We start from the raw sequence: 18,465 nt of genomic DNA, 5'->3' as shown, positions 1-18,465 counted from the left end.
CAGCCGGCCGGCGAAGATTTCCACGGTGCCGCGCGCCACATCTTCCGCCTCGCGCCCAGCGATGACGCCACACTGGAACTGCAGCATGCCAGCTACCGCACCTATCTGGACCAGGCCAAACCCGGCGCGCGCCTAAAACCCGATGACATGGCGCGGCTGGCGCGCCGCTTCACGCGCGCCCGCCAGTTCGATGACGCCGACAAGTTGTGCCGCGCGCTGCTCAAAAGCGCGCCGGAGCATTCGGGACTCGCCGACACGCTGGGCGTCTGCGCCCAGGGCTGGTTGCGCGCAGGGCAGCGCGAGCGCGCCTTGTATTGGCTGCCGCACCTGCAGCGGCTCGCCCCCAACGACATGGCCACGCGCGCGCTCGCGCAGGTCTGAACCGCCGTCTCAGCCACTTCAGGCGGCCGGCTGGTCGCGCAGCAGCCAGCGCACCTCGCGCGTCGCCTCGCTGTCGGGATAGCGTTCCTCGAGCACGGCCAGCACTGGGCGAGCCATGTCGGCACGGTTCATGCCCTGGGTCAGCACCCGCGCGATGAGTTCGTAGGCCTGCGGGATCGCGGCGTGGCCGCGAAAACGCTTGTCGAAGCTGCGCAGCACGGCCAGCGCCGCCTGCGCGTCGCTGATGCGCCAGGCGGCGCGCGCCAGGGCCAGGGCCTGCTCCGCATCCTCGATGACAAAGGCCGGCTCACGGGCGCGGCAGTCCTGCCAGGCCTTGACGGCCTCGGCTCCCAGCTCCTGCCGCAGCAGCACCGCAATAAACCGCTTTGCATTCTCAACCAGCGTCGGCGTCTTGTCGGCCATCAGCAATACGCGGTGATAACGCCGCAGCGCAGCGACGTCGCTGGGCCGCATGCGCTGGTCTTCGTAGGCGATATTGAGCGCGGCGGGGATATCTCCTTCGGTCACCAGTTCAGCGACCAGCGCGTCGGTTTCCTGGCGCGCGATCTGTTCGGGGCTGCGCCGCTCGGGTAGCGCGTCGTCTGCGCCGGCACCGGGCAGCAGATCGATGTCGAGCCCCTCATGGTGCTGATACATCACGTAGCCCAGGAGGCTGGCCATGACCCAGCCGAAATAGATGAATGCAAAATTGAACAACGGCACCAGCAGCCAGAGGCTGACCAGTGGCAGCAGCAGCACCAGCGCGACCTGCGCACCGCTGCTCAACAGAAACAGGAACAGGCATAGCGCGAGATAAGGCGCGCCGATGACACGCACAACACCCAGAATCGCGGCGGGGTTCAACGAGCGCATCGCGCTGCCCGACTGCACCAGGACAATGACGGTCGCCGGAAGCAGGAATGAAAACGCGAAAGTCGCGACCGTGGCGAGCTTGCTGTTGAGCGATGCCACAAGGCCCAGGATAACGGCCTGCACCACGAAGACGCCGAACAGCTTCCAGGGAAGGCTGCTCCACTCGTCGTCAAGCCGCGATGGAAAATCGCTGGCGCGCGATATTCCGCGCGAGCCGAGCACGGCGACCTTGAAGCCGTACCGACTCGCGGCCAGCAGGATGCCGAGTTCGACAATCACCCACATCATCCCCCGCGGGAGGAAAAGGAATAGCTGCGGCAGAAGGCTGCAAAACGCCAGGAACAGCCCATAGGCCAAAGGCGCCCCCTGGAACGGGAATGCGAAGAATTTGTTGAGGCGATGCCAGAACGGCTTGACCGCGGACTTGCCGGCCACCATGTCTAAAGAGCGCCGTGTGTTGTGACGAACCGCCCCGCCCGCATGAACTCTCCCATCTAAGCTCCCTATTGTTGTGTTGTGATTTTAGTGCGCCGGGCTCGCTACAGGGCCAGGCTTTCGGGACGGGCTCTCCGTCTGGGCAGGGCATGCGGGAAAAACAGCCTGCCCATCGTGGTTTAAGGCCCGCCTAAGTCCCGCCGCCGCATAATCTTTGCAAAAGGCAAGCGGCCTAACCCTTGACGAAAGAAACATGCGTTTATTGCTCGTTGAAGACGACGCCATGATCGGCGAGACCGTGCTACAGGTGCTTCGCGGTGAGCACTATGCCGTCGACTGGGTGCGTGACGGCCGCATGGCCGACGAGGCCCTGAACAGCGAACAGTACGACCTGGTGCTGCTGGATCTGGGCCTGCCCAAGCGCGACGGCCTGGAAGTGCTGCGCGCTTTGCGGGCTCGACGCAACACCACCCCGGTGATGGTGGCCACGGCGCGCGATGCGGTCGGCGACCGCATCGCCGGGCTGGATGCCGGCGCCGACGACTACGTCGTCAAGCCCTATGACACCGACGAACTGCTGGCACGCATCCGCGCGCTGATACGCCGCAGTGCGGGCCGGGCCGAGCCGGCGTTTGAACACAAGGGCGTGAGCCTGAACCCCGCCACGCGTGAGGCCAGCCTCAACGGCCAGCCGGTGTCGCTCTCGGCACGCGAATGGGCGGTGCTCGAACCGCTGCTGGCACGCCCGGGCGTGGTGCTGTCGCGCGCGCAGCTTGAAGAAAAGCTCTTCAGCTGGAAAGACGACATCAGCAGCAACGCCGTCGAGGTCTACATCCACGGCGTACGCAAAAAACTCGGCAACGACGTGATCCAGACCGTGCGCGGCCTTGGATACTTGGTACCCAAACAATGACAACTCCCGCAGATCAAACACCAGCAGGGGCCGCGGAACCGGCTTTGCCGGGCCGCAGGCGCAGCGCCCCCTCGGGGGGCAGCGACCACACGAAGTGGAGAGCGTGGGGGCCTATTCAGCTTGGCAACGACGTGATCCAGACCGTGCGCGGTCTGGGGTACCTGGTGCCCAAGCAATGAGGAAGCCGGCAAGTCACTCCCTGAGAAGAAGGCTGCTATGGTTCGTGCTGGCCGCCATCTTCCTGGCCGCCTTGCTGCAGGCGGCCACCGCCTATCGCGGCGCACTGCAGCAGGCCGACGCGATGTTCGACGACCATTTGCAGCAAATGGCGCGCTCACTGCGCAGCGGCATTCCACTCAACATTCCCCTGGACGAGACCGACGAAGACGACCGCTTCGAGGTCTACGTGCAGATCTGGGGCCAGGACGGCACACAGATTTTCCGCTCCACCCGATCGGCGCTTCCGCCGCGCGCAGTGCTCGGCTTTTCGGACGTCGAAGCGCACGGCAACCGGTACCGCGTCTACACCCTGCAGACCGCGCTGCAAACCGTGCAGATTGCGCAAGACCTGGACGCCCGCTCGGCGCGCGCCCGCACGCTGGCTGTGCGCGCCGTGCTGCCCTTTGCCTACCTAACCCCGCTGCTCATGCTGGCCGTGTGGTGGGTCATCAGCCGTTCGCTGGCGCCTGTCGAGCGTGCCCGGCGACAGGTGGCCGGGCGCCCGGCCGACGATTTGTCGCCGCTGKCCGACGACGGCCTGCCCGACGAAGTGCGGCCGCTAGTGGAAGAGCTGAACCTGCTGTTCGGCCGGGTGCGCGGCGCTTTCGAGGCGCAGCGGCATTTTGTGGCTGATGCGGCGCACGAATTGCGCTCGCCGCTGACGGCGCTCAAGCTGCAGGCGCAGGCCCTGCGCCGAAACGACGAAGAACCTGCGGCACGGGAGGCCGCTATTGGCCGGTTGAACCAGGGCATAGACCGGGCGATACGGCTGGTCGAGCAGCTGCTGGTGCTGGCCCGCGAAGAAGCCGCCGGCACGGCACAAGCCGGAGCCGATTCAGGCCAGGCACCTGCCGCTGCCGCCTTTGTGGACCTGCGTGACGTGGTGAAGCTGGCCGTGGCCGATGTATTACCCCATGCCGGCCACAGGCAAATTGACCTGGGCCTGGCGGGCAGCGAGCCTCAGCAGCCTGTGCAGGTGAAGGGCCAGAGCGAGGCCCTGCGCATCCTGCTGCGCAACCTGCTGGACAACGCCGTCAAGTACACGCCGGTGGCGGGCCAGGTCGATGTGTCGGTGGGCGTGCAGGACGGACAGCCGGAATTGACGGTGGAAGACAGCGGCCCGGGCATCGCCGCAGAAGACCGCCACCGCGTATTTGACCGCTTCTTTCGTGCCGCCAGCGTCACGGACACGGCGGGCGGGTCGGCTGGATCGGCGATCTCTCCGGAAGCCGGCAGCGGCCTCGGATTGGCCATCGTCAAGGTGATTGCCGAGCGGCACGGCGCGACGCTACAGCTCGGCACGTCAGACCGCCTGGGTGGACTGCGGATTGAAGTCCGGTTTCCGGCGGGCGAGATCACCGGCTAGCAGCCATCATTTGCTACCATTTTTATAGCTGCTCGCGCAGTACTATTGTGGTCTACAGCCACTTTTTATCAAAATTCACGCCCGCAGCGCTGCCCTTCCTGTGTCGCGCAAATTTAAGCCCCGCCTAAGGCTGCCGCCCCATAGTTGTACCCATCGGCACCGGTGTGTGCCCTCAACGCAAGGAAGCCCATCCATGAAATCTGAAGCATTGAAAAATACCCGGCTTGTCGCTGCACTTCTGGCTGCGGGCGCCATCGGTGGCGCCGGCGTCAGTGCGCTTAATGCTGTGCACCCTGCCGCCACGGCAGCCGTCCCCCCGGCCATCACCGCCGGCACCACAGCCTCGGTGCCCATGGCCCTGCCCGACTTCTCGCAGATCACCGAACGCTACGGCCCGGCGGTCGTCAACATCAGCGTGACCGGCATCACCAAAGTACGAAACGACTCCCCGATGGCACAGGACGACGGCGATGACGACGACACGCCCTCCGGTGATCCGTTCTTCGAATTCTTCAAACGCTTCCAGCAGGGCCCGGGGGCCCGTGGCGGCCGCGGCGGCCAGCAACAGGAAATGCCCACACGCGGTCAGGGTTCGGGCTTCATCGTCAGCCCCGACGGCATCATCCTGACCAACGCCCACGTGGTGCGCGATGCAAAAGAGGTCACCGTCAAGCTGACCGACCGGCGCGAATACCGCGCCAAGGTGCTGGGCGCCGACCCCAAGACCGACGTGGCGGTGCTGCGCATTGACGCCAAAAACCTGCCCGTGGTGACGCTCGGCAAGATCAGCGAGCTCAAGGTCGGCGAATGGGTGCTGGCCATCGGCTCGCCCTTCGGCTTTGAAAACACCGTGACCGCCGGCGTGGTCAGCGCCAAGGGCCGTTCGCTGCCTGACGACAGCGCCGTACCTTTCATCCAGACCGACGTGGCCGTCAACCCGGGCAACTCGGGTGGCCCGCTGTTCAACGCACGCGGCGAAGTCGTGGGCATCAATTCGCAGATCTACACCCGCAGCGGCGGCTACCAGGGCGTGTCTTTCGCCATCCCGGTCGACGTGGCCGTTCGGATCAAGAACCAGATCGTGGCGACCGGCAAGGTCGAGCATGCGCGCCTGGGGGTAGCGGTGCAGGAGGTCAACCAGTCCTTTGCCGACTCCTTCAAGCTGGACAAGCCCGAAGGCGCGCTGGTTTCGAGTGTGGAAAAAGGCGGCCCGGCGGACAAGGCCGGCCTGCAGTCGGGTGACGTGATCCGCGGCGTGAACGGCCAGCCCATCGTGTCCTCGGGCGACTTGCCCGCGCTGATCGGCCTGGCAGCGCCCGGCGACAGCATCCGGCTGGACATCTGGCGGCAGGGCGCCGCCAAGGTGGTCACTGCCAGGCTGGCCAATGCCGACGAGAAGACGGCCCAGGCCGCAGCCAAAAAGGACACGCCCAACCAGGGCAAGCTGGGCCTGGCGCTGCGCCCGCTGCAGCCCGATGAAAAGCAGGAAGCCGGCGTGGACAACGGCCTGGTGGTCCAACAGGCCAGCGGCCCGGCGGCAATGGCCGGGGTGCAGGTTGGCGACGTATTGCTGTCCATCAACGGCGTTCCGGTGAAAAACATCGACCAGGTGCGCGCCACCGTGGCCAAAGCAGAGAAATCCGTGGCGCTTCTGATACAGCGGGGCGACAGCAAAATTTTTGTGCCGGTGAACTTCAGCTGAGCATCCTGACGCAGGGGCTCTCCGCTTTTTGCTGGAGGCCCTCTGAAAATCACACCAGCGGGCTCCAGGCCCGCTTTTTTTTGAGYGGTTTTCGCCCATTTCACGGGACATTTTGTTACATCCAAATCGGCTACGCTTGGCCTCCCGAAGGAGAGGAAAACGTGAGCCCAATAATGAAAAAAGCCGCTTTGGCACTGATCGCGGCTGTCTCGCTGCATGCCCATGCCCTGCAAATCACCAGCCTTTCGCCGCAAGGCGAAGTCGCCCGTGTCAGGCAAATCGTCGCCAAATTTGACGAAGGCGCCGTCAATTTCGGCGATCCCAAGGCGCCTGCCCCGCTGTCACTAAGCTGTAGTGATGCACAGGCCACCAAGGGCTCCGGCCGCTGGATCAATGAACGCGAATGGGCGTTCGAATTTGAAAACGACCTGCCACCTGGCGTGAGTTGTTCGGTGCAGGTGGTCAGCACCTTCAAGTCGCCCAAAAGCCAGCCCGTGGGCGGCAACACTTCCTATAAATTCAATACTGGCGGCCCCTTCATCCAGAACCTCCGTCCCGGCACCTATGAGCRCATCGACGAAGAACAGTACTTCGTGCTGCAGTTCAACGGCGCCGCCACACTGGCCAGCATTCGCGAAAACGTCTGGTGCAACGTGGAAGGCCTGGGTGAACGTGTTCCTGTCAAGCTCATCGACGGTAACGAGCGCAACGAACTGCTCAAGTCGCTGGGCCTGGAAAAGGCTGCAGCCCAGGATCCGCTGCGCTACGCCACCCTGACCTGCAACCGGCGCCTGACATCGGCTGCCAAAGTGCAGCTGGTGTACGGCAAAGGCGTCAGCACACCCAGCGGCATACCCAATTCGGTGGAAAAACGCTACAACTTCCAGGTACGCGAGCCGTTTGCGGCCAGCTTCACCTGCGAACGCGAAAACGCCCAGTCGGCCTGCCTGCCGATGCGGCCCATGACCCTGAACTTCAACACCCCCGTGCCGCGCAAGCTGGCCGAGGCCATACGCCTGAAGGGCGACAAGGACACGTTCAAGCCCGCCTTCGAGGAAGGCAACAGTGACGGCGACAGCCTGGTCAGCAACGTGACCTTCAAGCCGCTGTTTCCTGAACAGGGGCAATTCATGCTGGAGCTGCCCAGAGGTTTCAAGGATGCTTCGGGCCGCACGCTGCGCAATGCCGACAGCTTCCCGCTCAAGGTGGCTACAGGCTCCATGCCGCCATTGGCCAAGTTCGCCGCCTCTCCCTTCGGCATCGTCGAACGCTTTGCCGAACCCAACACCAAACCGGGCGACCCGGCCCTGCTGCCCGTCACGCTGCGCAATGTCGAAGCCCTGCTGCCCGTGAAAGGGCTCACACCCGGCGCGGCACCGGCCGGAAAGGTCAGCGACCTCCAGCCCCGCACCGACGCCGACATCATTGCCTGGTTCCGCAAGGTACAGCGCTACGACGACTACCAGGTTTCACGCAAGGCAGCGGCTGCTGATATCAAGGGGCCGCTACCCAAACCACTCGAATCACGCGACCGGGACTACGTGCAGTCGCGCATGGTCTCGCTGCTGGCCGGCCAGGCCGGCGTGAAGACACTGGACCTGCCCAAGCCCGCCGCAGGCACCGACCCACGTCCGTTTGAGGTGGTCGGCATCCCGCTGGCACCCGGTTTTCACGTGGTCGAGATCGCTTCGCAAAAATTGGGCAGCTCGCTGCTCGACGAACGCTACGGCAATAGCCGGACCATGTATGTGCGCACTTCCGCCCTGGTGACCAACCTGGGCGTGCACTTCAAGCTGGGCCGCGAGAACTCGCTGGCCTGGGTCACCACGCTCGACAAGGGCGCCCCGGTGGCTGGCGCCACGGTGCGCGTCTCGGGCTGCAACGGCACCGAGATCGCCAAGGCTGTCACCAACGCACAGGGCATCGCCAATTTCAGCGGCCTGTCTTCCGAGCCGCCTCGTTGCCCAGGCAGCGACTCCGCCAATGCCTATTTCGTGAGCGCGCGCAGCACAGTGGCCGGCATTGAAGACCTCGCCTTCACCTGGAGCGACTGGCACAAGGGCATTGAACCCTGGCGCTTCAATGTGCCGACCAGCCGCGACCCGCTGCCCAACGAACGGGCACACACTGTCTTTGACCGCACGCTGTTCCGCGCCGGCGAAACGGTGTCGATGAAACACCTGCTGCGCACCGAAACCAGCAAGGGTTTTGGCCTGCCCGAGGGCGCACCCGCCACGCTGGTCATCACGCATGTCGGCAGCGGCCAGCAATACACCCAGCCGATCACCTGGCGCAAGACCGCCACGGGCGGGCAAAGCGCCGAAAACACCTTTGCCATTCCGCCTGCTGCCAAGCTGGGTGTGTATGAAGTGCAGCTCAAGGGCGAACGCGGCAGCCGCGAGCGCAGTTTTTCCAGCGGGCAGTTCCGTGTGGAAGAGTTCCGTTTGCCGGTGCTTGAAGGCCGCATCAATCCTTCCGATAAAAAGCCACTCGTCAATGTGAAGTCCGTGCCAACCGACGTGCAGATCAATTACGTGGCGGGCGGCGGCGCCGTGGCCCTGCCCGTACGGGTGTCGGCGCTGGTGCGCGGCAAGTCCCTGAGCTACAGCGATTTCGACGAATTCAACTTCTCGCCACCGAGCACCGGCCGCGGTAGCGCCGGCAACCAGGGCGAAGAGGAAAGCACCTCTTCGCAGGACCAGCGCGTGATTGCCGACAAACTCCCGCTGACGCTGGACCGCAATGGCGCAGGCAAGCTCACCATCAACGACATTCCCGAGCGCAGGCAGCCGCAGGAGCTGCTGATGGAAGCCACCTATGCCGACCCGAACGGCGAAGTGCAGACCATTCGCAGCACTTCCACCGTCTGGCCGGCGGCTGTGGTGGCGGGCATCAAGACTGAAGGCTGGGTGTCTTCCAGCCAGAAGATCAAGTTCCAGGCGCTGGCGCTTGACCTGACCGGCAAGATCGCCCCTGGCGTGTCGCTCGAGGTGAAGGCCGTGGCGCGCATCACCACCACCAGCCGCAAGCGCATGGTGGGCGGCTTCTACACCTACGACAACAAAACTGAGGTCAAAGACCTCGGCAGCGTCTGCAGCGGCAAGAGCGATTCGCGCGGATTGCTGCTGTGCGAGACCAAGCTCGGTGAACCCGGTGAGGTCGAACTCATCGTGACGGCCAAGGACAAGGACGGCAACACCATCCAGGCCGCCAGCAATGTGTATGTCACCCGCCAGGGCGAGCTCTGGTTTGGCGGTGAAGACCACGACCGCATGGACGTGCTGCCCGAGAAGAAAAGCTACCAGCCCGGCGAAACCGCCAAGTTCCAGGTGCGCATGCCCTTCCGGTTTGCCACGGCACTGGTCGCCGTTGAGCGTGAGGGCATTGTTGAAACCCAGGTGGTACAGCTCAACGGCCAGGACCCGACGGTGAACCTGCAGATCAAGGAAGGCTGGGGGCCGAATGTGTACGTGAGCGTGCTGGCCCTGCGCGGCCGGCTGCGCGAAGTGCCCTGGTACAGCTTCTTCACCTGGGGCTACAAGGCACCACGTGAATGGTGGACATCCTTCTGGTACGAAGGCCGTGAATACGTCGCGCCCACTGCGCTGGTCGACTTGAGCAAACCGGCCTTCCGCCTGGGCGTGGCTGAAATACGTGTGGGCACCAAGGCGCACCAGCTCGACGTCAGCGTGAAAACCGACAAGGAAAGCTATGCCGTGCGCAGCCAGGCCAAGGTAACCATTACCGCCAAGCTGCCCAATGGGCAGCCGGCCGCCAATGCCGAAGTGGCGCTGGCCGCGGTAGACCAGGCCCTGCTGGAGCTGATGCCCAACAGCAGCTGGAACCTGCTGGATGCGATGTTGCAGCGCCGCGCCTGGGGCGTGGAAACCTCGACCGCGCAAATGGAAATCATCGGGCGCAGGCATTTCGGCCGCAAGGCTGTAGCAGCCGGCGGTGGCGGCGGGCGCAGCAACACACGCGAACTGCTTGATACCCTGCTGTTGTGGAACCCGAAGGTGCAACTGGACGCCAACGGCCAGGCCGTGGTGATGGTGCCGCTCAATGACGCGCTGACCACCTTCAAGATTGTGGCAGTGGCTGACGCAGGCACCGGCCTCTTCGGCACGGGCCAGACCAGCATCAAGGCCACACAGGACCTGCAAATCATCAGCGGCCTGCCGCCACTGGTGCGGGAAGACGACCAGTTCCGCGCGCAACTGACGCTGCGCAACACCACCAAGGTGGCCATGAAGGTGGAAGTGAGCCCGCGCGCCACGATGCTGGACCTGAAACCGCAAATGGTAGACATCCCCGCGGGCGAAGCGCGTGAGGTGGCCTGGATAGTCACCGCGCCGGCGCAGCTCGCGTTCACACGCGCCGAAGCCATCCTGTGGGAGATCGAGGCCAAAGACACGATTTCCGGCGCACGCGACGGCCTCAAGGCGCGTCAGCGCATCATCCCGGCCGTACCACTGACCGTGCAGCAAGCCACACTGGTGCAGGTCGACGGCAGCTTCACGCTGGACGTGAACCCGCCGGCTGACGCCCTGCCCGGCCGCGGCGGCCTGAAGATGTCGCTGCAGCCGAAACTGGCCGAAGGCATGGACGGCGTGCGCGACTATTTCGCGATGTACCCGTTCATCTGCCTGGAGCAAAAAACCAGCAAGTCGGTGGGACTGCGCGACAGCAAGCTCTGGCAGACCGTGCTGGCACAACTGCCCAGCTACCTGGACAGTGATGGCCTGGCCAATTACTTCCCGCCGCGCGACGGCGAAGCCAATCGCGGCAGCGATGCACTGACGGCCTACCTGCTGGCCGCCACGCACGAAGCCTCTGGCCTCAACCCGGCGTTTGCCCTGCCCGACGATGCGCGCGCCCCCATGGAGCGCGGCCTGATCGCGTTTGTGGAAGGCCGTATCCAGCGCGAGTTCTGGAGCCCACGCAAAGACCTCGACGTGCGCAAGCTGGCCGCGCTGGAAGCGCTCTCGCGCTACGGCAAGGCGCAGGGCCGCATGCTGGGCAGCATCACGATTGCGCCCAACCAGTGGCCCACACACGCGGTGATCGACTGGCTCAATATCCTGAAACGCGTGGCCGATGTGCCGCAGCGTGAGCAGCGCATCGCCGAAGCCAACCAGGTGCTGCGTTCGCGCCTGTCCTTCCAGGGCACCAAGCTGATCTTCAGCACCGAGAAGGACGACTACTGGTGGTGGCTGATGACCAACGGTGATGTGAACACCGCGCGCCTGATGCTGGCCGTGATGGACGACCCCGCCTGGAAAGACGACATGGGCCGCCTGGCCAACGGCTTTATCGCGCGCCAGCAAAAGGGTGCGTGGCACACCACCACGGCCAACCTGTGGGGTGGCCTGGCCCTCGACAAGTTCTCGGCCAGGTTTGAAGCCACGCCGGTAGCGGGCGTGACCAAGGCGACGCTGGCAGCGGCAGCCGCCAGCGTAGCGAGCGTGGACTGGGCCAAGGTTGACCGCGTCAAGGCAACCGACGCAGCCGGCGCACCCAACCAGACCACCTTCTTCGGCGCACCGGCTTCGCCCGGCAACCTGCGCAACAACAGCATGTTCCTGCCCTGGGGCAGCGCAGCGAAGGACACGTTGACCGTGACGCATCAAGGCCCCGGGAAACCGTGGCTCACGTTGCAATCCATCGCGGCCATCCAGCTGAAGGCGCCTTTCAACGCTGGCTACCAAATCAAGAAAACGATCACCCCGGTGGAGCAGGCCGTCAAAGGCGTCTACACGCGCGGCGACGTGATCCGCATCACGCTCGAAGTCAACGCCAGCGCCGACATGACCTGGGTTGTGATCAGCGACCCGGTGCCGGGCGGCGCAACGATCCTCGGCGGCGGTCTGGGCCGTGATTCCGAAATTGCCACCAGCGGCGAAAAGAAAACCGGTGCGGGCTGGCCGGCGTTTGAAGAGCGCAGCTTTGAGGCCTTCCGCAGTTATTACGAATACCTGCCCAAGGGTGTGGTGAAGATGGAATACACCGTGCGACTGAACAACGTCGGTGACTTCGCTCTGCCGCCTAGCCGGGTCGAGGCCATGTATGCGCCCGAGATGTTTGGCGAGTCGCCGAATGCACGGGTGAAGGTGGAAGCCGCAAAATGATCCAGCGGCGTTCCCTGGCCGTCGCACTGGCTGCGGGCATTGCCCTGCCGCGCGGGGCGGCCGCGGCCGCCGCCGACTGGCAGCAACGCTCCGGCTACCCGGCCGGCTGGGGCGGCAACCGCAGTTGGACCGACAAGGACTACCGCGTCGGAAATTATTCCGGCGGCTATGAAACCATGTTCCGGGCGCGACCCATCGCCGCGCCCGCGCAGGCTTCCACGCTGAAGGCGGCATCGGCCGAAAGCCTCCAGGCCTTCGCGCCGGTCGCGCAATCGGCGGCGGACTATCTCAAGGCCTGGCCGGTGACCGGCCTGCTCATCGCGCGCAAGGGTACGGTGCTGCTGGAGTCCTACCAGTTCGACCGCAAACCCGACATGCGCATGACGAGCTGGTCCATGGCCAAGAGCGTGACGTCCCTGCTGCTGGGCATCTGCCTGGACCGCGGCCTGATCCGTTCCATGGACGACACGCCGCAGATGTACGTTGACGAACTGAAGGGCACGCTGCACGGCGGTATTGCCCTGCGCCACCTGGCCAATATGTCCAGCGGCGCGGCCATCCTGCACGACCGCGACAACCCCACGATCTACCCGCAAGCCCTCCTCGGCAGCGGCAGCGACCTGGAGACCGTGGTGCGCGGCTGGAACGCCGTGCAGGAGCCACCCGGCACACGCTACAACTACAACGAATTGTGCCCGTTGACCATCGGCATGGTCATCCGCCAGGTCACCGGCAAACCGCTGGCGGCCTTTTGCGAAGAAGCCCTGTGGCAGCCGCTGGGCGCAGAGGGCGGCGCCAGCTGGCTGTGCGACAGCAAAGGCAAGGAGTTCAACTGCATAGGCTTTGGCGCGCGGCTGCGCGACTGGGCGCGCCTGGCGCAGCTGATCGCGCAGGACGGCGCCATGGAAGGCCGCCAGGTCGTCAGCAAAAAATGGATAGACGAATGCTCCTCATGGTCGGCCGCCGATGCGCAAGTCCGGCACGGCACGGCCATGCGCGGCTTCGGCTACAAGAATTTCTTCTGGCATCCCAAGGCCGACGGCAGCTGGATGATGATGAATGGCCACCACGGACAGCGCGTGCTGGTAGACCGGGTGACGCAAACTGTGCTGGTGCAGACCGCGGTGGAATCCGAGGGGCCGTGGCAGGCGCAGCTGTTCCAGCTCTTCAACGCGGCGACGAAGATTGGGTTGCCGGCATGAAAAAGACTGGAGGCGTCAAAGTGAAACTTGCCCTTTATGCATTCATGCTCCTGGGCGCCAACCTGGTCCTTGCACAGTTCAGCACGCCTGCCGAGGGTGAATACGTGATCAGTGACGGTGCATCGGGCACGCTGCGGGTTCAGCCGCGCGGAAAGTTCGCGATAGAGACCACGGGAGCCAACGCACACGTATGCGACCTGGACGGCGTGATCGTCGATGGCAAGTCGAAGATCGGGAAATCCGCATGCCAGGTGAGCTTCAAGACCGAGGGCCAGGATGTCAAGGTCTCAACCAACGGCGCCGACGCATGCCGCGATTTCTGCGGCATGCGGGCATGGTTTGAGGGGACGTACCGCAAGCCTGAGCCTCTTTGCGTGCGCAAGAGCATTAATGAGTCGAAGAAGAATTTCAAGAAGAGTTATGTGGCGAAAGACTACGCTGCCGCCTTGGCTGTGATCCAGCCTGTTGCAATGCAGTGCAAGTCATTCCTCCATTGGATTGAATCGGCCTGGGTATTGAACGACCTTGCTCTCACACAATTCAAGCTGGGTGACCGCGCGGCCTGCATCAAGACTTTGCAAGGCCTCGCGCCTGACGCCGCAAAGTCTGACGATGAAATCAAGGGGAGCTACCCTCCTAGCGATTCAGAGGCCTATCTGCCGGTGGTGCAAGCCACCCGGACCAACCTGAGACTTTGCACAAAGAAATGAATCGCGAGCCGAAACGCATTTTCACAAGCTTGACGCTGGCCCTTGCTCTGGCGGGCGGGGCGATATCGCCTGCCCATGCCGTCGCCACCTTCGACGAAGTCAAACGCGACTTCCGCCCCTCCGACACGCTCATCCTCGACCGCAGTGGTGAAGTCATCCAGCGCCTGCGCATCGACAGCGCCGTGCGGCGCGGCCAGTGGGTAGCGCTGCCCGATGTGTCGCCGGCCCTGCGCACGGCACTGATTCTGAGTGAGGACAAGCGCTTTTACGAGCACAGCGGTGTGGACTGGCGCGCTGTCTCTGCAGCGGCCTGGGGCAATCTGTGGAACACCAAAACCCGCGGCGCTTCCACCCTCAGCATGCAGCTGGCCGGACTGCTCGACGAGGACTGGCGCGCCGGTGCGGGTGGCCGCAGCATGGCGCAAAAGGTGGGGCAGACCGTGTCGGCCCAGGTGCTGGAGGCACGCTGGCGCAAGGACCAGATCCTGGAGGCATACCTGAATCTTGTGCCGTTTCGCGGCGAACTTGTCGGCATCGACGCGCTGAGCCGCACACTGTTTGGCAAGGCTGCGCATGGGCTGGATGAGCGCGAGGCCGCGATCGCCGCCGCGCTGGTGCGTGCGCCCAACGCCAAGGCCGCGCAGGTGTCACAGCGAGCTTGCGGCGTGCTGAAAACCATGCAAGCGCCGGCCAAGGCCGACTGCGAGGGTCTGGACCTGCTTGCCACTGCCGCGCTGCAGCGCAAGGCGTTTGACCCGAGTGAAGGCGTGGCGCCGCACCTGGCGCGCCGGCTGCTCGCGGCCCAGGCCGATACCCCCGGGCGTACGGGCGTGCCCCGCACGCTGGTTTCTACCGCACGCGCGCCGCTGCAACGTTTTGCCGTGCAGACCCTGACCCAGCAGCTGCGCGAGCTGCGCGGCCGCCACGTCGAAGACGGCGCCATTGTCGTGCTGGACAACGCCACCGGCGAGGTGCTGGCCTGGGTAGGTTCGTCGGGCGAACTGAGCGGCGCCGCCGAAGTCGACGGTGTGATGGCACTGCGCCAGCCGGGCTCCACGCTCAAGCCGTTTTTGTATGCAGAGGCCATTGCCGAGCGCCGCATCACCGCAGCGTCGCTGCTCGAAGATTCGTCCTCGCAGATCCAGACCGCGGGCGGGCTCTACATTCCGCAAAACTACGACCGCCAGTTCAAGGGCCTGGTATCGGCCCGCACCGCACTCGGTGCGTCGCTGAACGTGCCGGCCGTGCGTACGCTGGTGATGGTGACGCCCGATGCCTTTCACAAACAGCTCAAAGCCGTGGGCCTGCCGCTCAAGGAGTCGGGTGACTATTACGGCTACAGCCTGGCGCTGGGCAGCAGCGAGGTGTCTTTGCTGTCCCTCACCAATGCCTACCGCACGCTGGCCAACGGCGGTCGCTACAGCGCGACTTCGCTGGCGAGAAACCCCAAACCGGTCTTCAAGCCCGCGCTGGATGCACGCGCGGCCTTTATCGCCACCGACATCATGGCCGACCCGATGGCGCGCGCCCGCACCTTCGGCACCGACAGCATCCTGGCCACCCGCTTCTGGAGCGCCGTGAAAACCGGTACCAGCAAGGACATGCGCGACAACTGGGCCATGGGCTTCTCGCAGCGCTACACCGTGGGCGTGTGGGTGGGCAATGCCAGCGGCGCGCCCATGTGGGACGTGAGCGGCACCACGGGCGCCGCCCCCATCTGGGCGGCGGTGATGAATTACCTGCATAAAACCGAACCCAGCCGCGCGCCGTTGCCGCCCGCCGGCCTGGTGCAAAGCCAGACCCGGTTTGGCAACCAGGGCGGCACGCCGCTCGAAGCAGCCCGCAACGAATGGTTCCTGAAAGGCACGGAGCAAACCGTTTTTGCTATGAATTCAGGAGCTGGTAGCGCCCGATCTGAAAGGGCTACAGCACGAAATGGCTTGAGAAAACCGGTTGCCGAACCCGACGCCCCGCCCCGCATCACCGCCCCTGCCTCCGGCACCATCATTGCCCTGGACCCGGACATCCCGCCGAAACACCAGCGCGTCAGCTTCAGCGCCGAAGGCCGCGGCACGCGCTGGCTGATGGACGGCAAGGAGTTTGCGCGCGGGGCCCAAGCGCAGTGGATGCCCTGGCCGGGCCGGCATGTGGTGCAACTGGTCGATGCCGGCGGCAAGGTGGCCGACGAGATACGGCTCGAAGTGCGCGGTGCCGGTGTGCGCGAAGCCAGCGTGCGCGGCGGCGCGACTGCGGCACGTTGATCTTTCCAGCGCCGGCATCCGACAACGCTGTACCGGCCATGCTCTACCCCAAACCTTCCATGCTTCACCTTCAACGCGCCCCGTTATTTCCTTCAGCGGCTGAAACCCGGCGTTTTTTCTATAGAACGCTGGTTGTTCTGTGGGTGGCGCTGTGCATGCTGGCGGCGGGTGATGCCATGGCAGCACCGGCGCGTGCCGGACAGACAGACGTGCCGTCCGATGCCGCACAGGGAGCCACGCCGAGCGATACCGCGCAAATCGCCACGCCCGCCGGTGCCGTCCGGGTGCAGGTTCCGCCTTACAGCGCGCGCGTGCTCGACACCACCGGCACGCTGAACACAGCCCAGGTCGCGGCCCTGAACGAACAAATCCTGGCAATCGAAGCAGACACGCGCGCAGCAGTCGTCGTGTACATGCTGCCGACCACGGGCGAAGACTCCATCGAGGAATACGCCACGCGCGTGTTTGAGAAATGGAAACTCGGCGACACCCAGCGCGACGACGGCATCCTGATCCTGGTGGCACTGGAGGACAGGCGCATGCGCATCGAGGTGGGCCAGGGCCTGGAGGGCACCGTGCCCGACGTGCTGGCGGGCCGCATCATCGACCAGGACATGAAGCCGCGGTTTCGCAAGAACGACTACGCGGGCGGACTGGAAGCGGCCATCAGCCACATCGGCGCGCTGGTGCGGGGCGACATTGACCCCCCGGAAGCGAGCCGCGGTGGCATCACGCCCTTTGGCTGGGCTTTTATTGCCGCACTGCTGTGGGGTTTTGCCGTGGGCGTGGTTCGGGCGCGCCGCACCTGGAAGTGGCCGGTGACGGTCGGCGTCGTCGCGGCCGTCCCGGCGGTGGCGGTGGTTGTCCTGAAGAGTCCCGCCATCGGCGCCATCCTGCTCTCTTTCCCCGTGCCGCTGGCGTTTGCGCTGGGGTTCGGCTGCGGCCGTTCCCGCACGGTGCGCCTGGTGACGGGTGGTATCGCACTGGCGATCAGCGCCATGGTCGGCATTGCCTTCGTGGTGGGCGCCAACCGCTTCGGTTTGGGCCTGCTCTACGCCCTGGGAGGCGGTATAGGCTGTTTACTGCTCGGCCTGATCGCCATGGGTATGCGCGCGGCCTACAAACGCAGCCTGGTGGAGTTTGGCGTGCGCAGCGCCCTGGTGGCCTGCGTTGTGGGGTATGTGGCGTTTCAAAACCCGCCAGACCTGCTTCTAACTGACTGGGAATCCTGGATGCCGACAGGCATGGCATTCGGGCTGGCGATGCTGTTCGGCTTCTTCACGGGGGGTTCCGGCAGCAGCAGTGGGCGCGATGACCGGGATGGCAGCAGCTCGTCGGGCAGCAGTTCGAGCTCCAGCTCGAGCAGCCGGAGTTCGTCGGGTGGCTCCAGCAGCGGTGGTGGGTCGTCCGGCAGCTGGTAAGAGACGGCGGCGGCGGCGGCGGGGGTGTGGAAATAATTTCAGCCCCGCCAGCGCGGGATGCGCGCCGCCGGCCCAGGCTCATTTTGCGTTCACGATGCCCTTGAAGTCATAGGGCACCACAATGGTATGCACCTTGCCTGCGGCAACGCCTTCGGCGATCTTCAGGTTGGCCATGGCGTTCATGTAGCCAATCGCGCCCGCGTTGGCGTTCAAGGCAGCAATGCGCTCAGCCTCCTTTTTGGCGGTCTGCACCTCGACCTCTTTGGTTTTCAGCTCGTTCTGCGCCCGCACCAGTTCGTTGGCACTCTGAACAATCACATCGGCGGGGGTAATGGCACGTACCTGGATCTGGGAAAMCGTGATCTTGTCCGCCAGCTTTTCCTCGGTCAGCGTCTTGATGACGTTTTCGCGGATTTTCTGCTCAATCGCCGGCCGGTTGTCGGCCATCTTGAGCGATTCATATTCGCGCGCCACCTTGTAAGCCGCATTGCGCGCGCTCATCGCCACATAGTTCTGCATCAGCAGGATATCGCCGCCTTTGTCCGACAGGCCATGGAAGGTCCGGTTTTTGGTGGTCCATAGCTCGGAAACGGCCGTCGGATTGACGTTATAGACCACCGTCATGTCAAAGTCCTTGACGGTTGAGTTGTCGGACGCCAGCGGGGTCATGTTGTCCACGGCCACCGCCACGTCCTGAATCTTGAAGGTCAGGATATCGCCGATCAGCGTCTGGTTAAAGGAGCCCGGCAGACGCTCGGTCGGGTCTGTGGTTTTGTCAAAGTTGATGCGCAAGCCCACTTCGCCGGTTTCAATGCGGGTACATCCGGCCAGCAGTGCGAGCGTCAGGACTGGAA

Annotated in this window: 10 protein-coding genes and 1 pseudogene; 9 read left to right on the top strand and 2 right to left on the bottom strand. The window is 64.6% G+C overall.

Annotated features, from left to right (window positions below; genetic code table 11):
* Nucleotides 1–381, top strand: a pseudogene (locus AC1D1X_RS01740) (rhomboid family intramembrane serine protease); the annotation flags it as partial.
* Nucleotides 382–399: 18 nt separating this feature from the next.
* Here the strand turns inward: AC1D1X_RS01740 and AC1D1X_RS01735 are convergent.
* Nucleotides 400–1,692: a tetratricopeptide repeat protein gene (locus AC1D1X_RS01735; protein WP_477671278.1), complete on the bottom strand. Its 1,293-nt coding sequence runs from the start codon at nucleotides 1,690–1,692 to the stop codon at nucleotides 400–402.
* A gap of 250 nt (nucleotides 1,693–1,942) precedes the next feature.
* Between AC1D1X_RS01735 and AC1D1X_RS01730 the strand changes: the two genes are divergently transcribed.
* From AC1D1X_RS01730 to AC1D1X_RS01695, 8 genes are all read left to right on the top strand, one after another.
* Nucleotides 1,943–2,602, top strand: coding sequence for a response regulator (locus AC1D1X_RS01730; RefSeq protein ID WP_457279431.1), 660 nt, complete (start codon nucleotides 1,943–1,945; stop codon nucleotides 2,600–2,602).
* A 175-nt stretch (nucleotides 2,603–2,777) separates the two neighbouring features.
* Nucleotides 2,778–4,187: an ATP-binding protein gene (locus tag AC1D1X_RS01725; protein WP_477697734.1), complete on the top strand. Its 1,410-nt coding sequence runs from the start codon at nucleotides 2,778–2,780 to the stop codon at nucleotides 4,185–4,187.
* 193 nt (nucleotides 4,188–4,380) lie between these two features.
* A complete protein-coding gene (locus AC1D1X_RS01720; RefSeq protein WP_477671276.1) occupies nucleotides 4,381–5,889 on the top strand; it encodes a Do family serine endopeptidase in 1,509 nt (502 codons plus the stop codon).
* A gap of 173 nt (nucleotides 5,890–6,062) precedes the next feature.
* Nucleotides 6,063–12,017, top strand: coding sequence for an alpha-2-macroglobulin family protein (locus tag AC1D1X_RS01715; RefSeq protein ID WP_477697735.1), 5,955 nt, complete (start codon nucleotides 6,063–6,065; stop codon nucleotides 12,015–12,017).
* Nucleotides 12,014–13,219 carry a serine hydrolase domain-containing protein gene (locus tag AC1D1X_RS01710; protein WP_477671275.1) on the top strand — a complete coding sequence of 402 codons (1,206 nt, stop codon included), beginning with the start codon at nucleotides 12,014–12,016 and terminating at the stop codon, nucleotides 13,217–13,219. The genes AC1D1X_RS01715 and AC1D1X_RS01710 overlap by 4 nt, the downstream gene beginning before the upstream one ends.
* On the top strand, nucleotides 13,159–13,929 hold the full coding sequence (locus AC1D1X_RS01705; RefSeq protein WP_477671274.1) for a hypothetical protein: 771 nt from the start codon (nucleotides 13,159–13,161) through the stop codon (nucleotides 13,927–13,929). Before AC1D1X_RS01710 ends, AC1D1X_RS01705 begins: the two co-directional genes overlap by 61 nt.
* On the top strand, nucleotides 13,926–16,190 hold the full coding sequence (pbpC, locus tag AC1D1X_RS01700; protein ID WP_477671273.1) for a penicillin-binding protein 1C: 2,265 nt from the start codon (nucleotides 13,926–13,928) through the stop codon (nucleotides 16,188–16,190). The genes AC1D1X_RS01705 and pbpC overlap by 4 nt, the downstream gene beginning before the upstream one ends.
* A 59-nt stretch (nucleotides 16,191–16,249) precedes the next feature.
* Nucleotides 16,250–17,611: a TPM domain-containing protein gene (locus tag AC1D1X_RS01695; RefSeq protein ID WP_477671272.1), complete on the top strand. Its 1,362-nt coding sequence runs from the start codon at nucleotides 16,250–16,252 to the stop codon at nucleotides 17,609–17,611.
* 78 nt (nucleotides 17,612–17,689) lie between these two features.
* Here AC1D1X_RS01695 and AC1D1X_RS01690 read toward each other — a convergent pair.
* On the bottom strand, nucleotides 17,690–18,465 hold a 776-nt coding region (locus AC1D1X_RS01690; protein ID WP_477697733.1), incomplete at its 5' end, for an SPFH domain-containing protein.

This window comes from Polaromonas sp. P1_G4 (genome assembly GCF_056405475.1).
This window is presented reverse-complemented; position numbering and strand designations above follow the sequence as displayed.

What these genes read in the sequence shown, in the direction of transcription:
- AC1D1X_RS01735 (WP_477671278.1), bottom strand. Translation starts at nt 1,692, where the DNA reads ATGGTGGCCGGCAAGTCCGCGGTCAAGCCGTTCTGGCATCGCCTCAAC.
- AC1D1X_RS01730 (WP_457279431.1), top strand. Translation starts at nt 1,943, where the DNA reads ATGCGTTTATTGCTCGTTGAAGACGACGCCATGATCGGCGAGACCGTG.
- AC1D1X_RS01720 (WP_477671276.1), top strand. Translation starts at nt 4,381, where the DNA reads ATGAAATCTGAAGCATTGAAAAATACCCGGCTTGTCGCTGCACTTCTG.
- AC1D1X_RS01710 (WP_477671275.1), top strand. Translation starts at nt 12,014, where the DNA reads ATGATCCAGCGGCGTTCCCTGGCCGTCGCACTGGCTGCGGGCATTGCC.
- pbpC (WP_477671273.1), top strand. Translation starts at nt 13,926, where the DNA reads ATGAATCGCGAGCCGAAACGCATTTTCACAAGCTTGACGCTGGCCCTT.
- AC1D1X_RS01695 (WP_477671272.1), top strand. Translation starts at nt 16,250, where the DNA reads ATGCTTCACCTTCAACGCGCCCCGTTATTTCCTTCAGCGGCTGAAACC.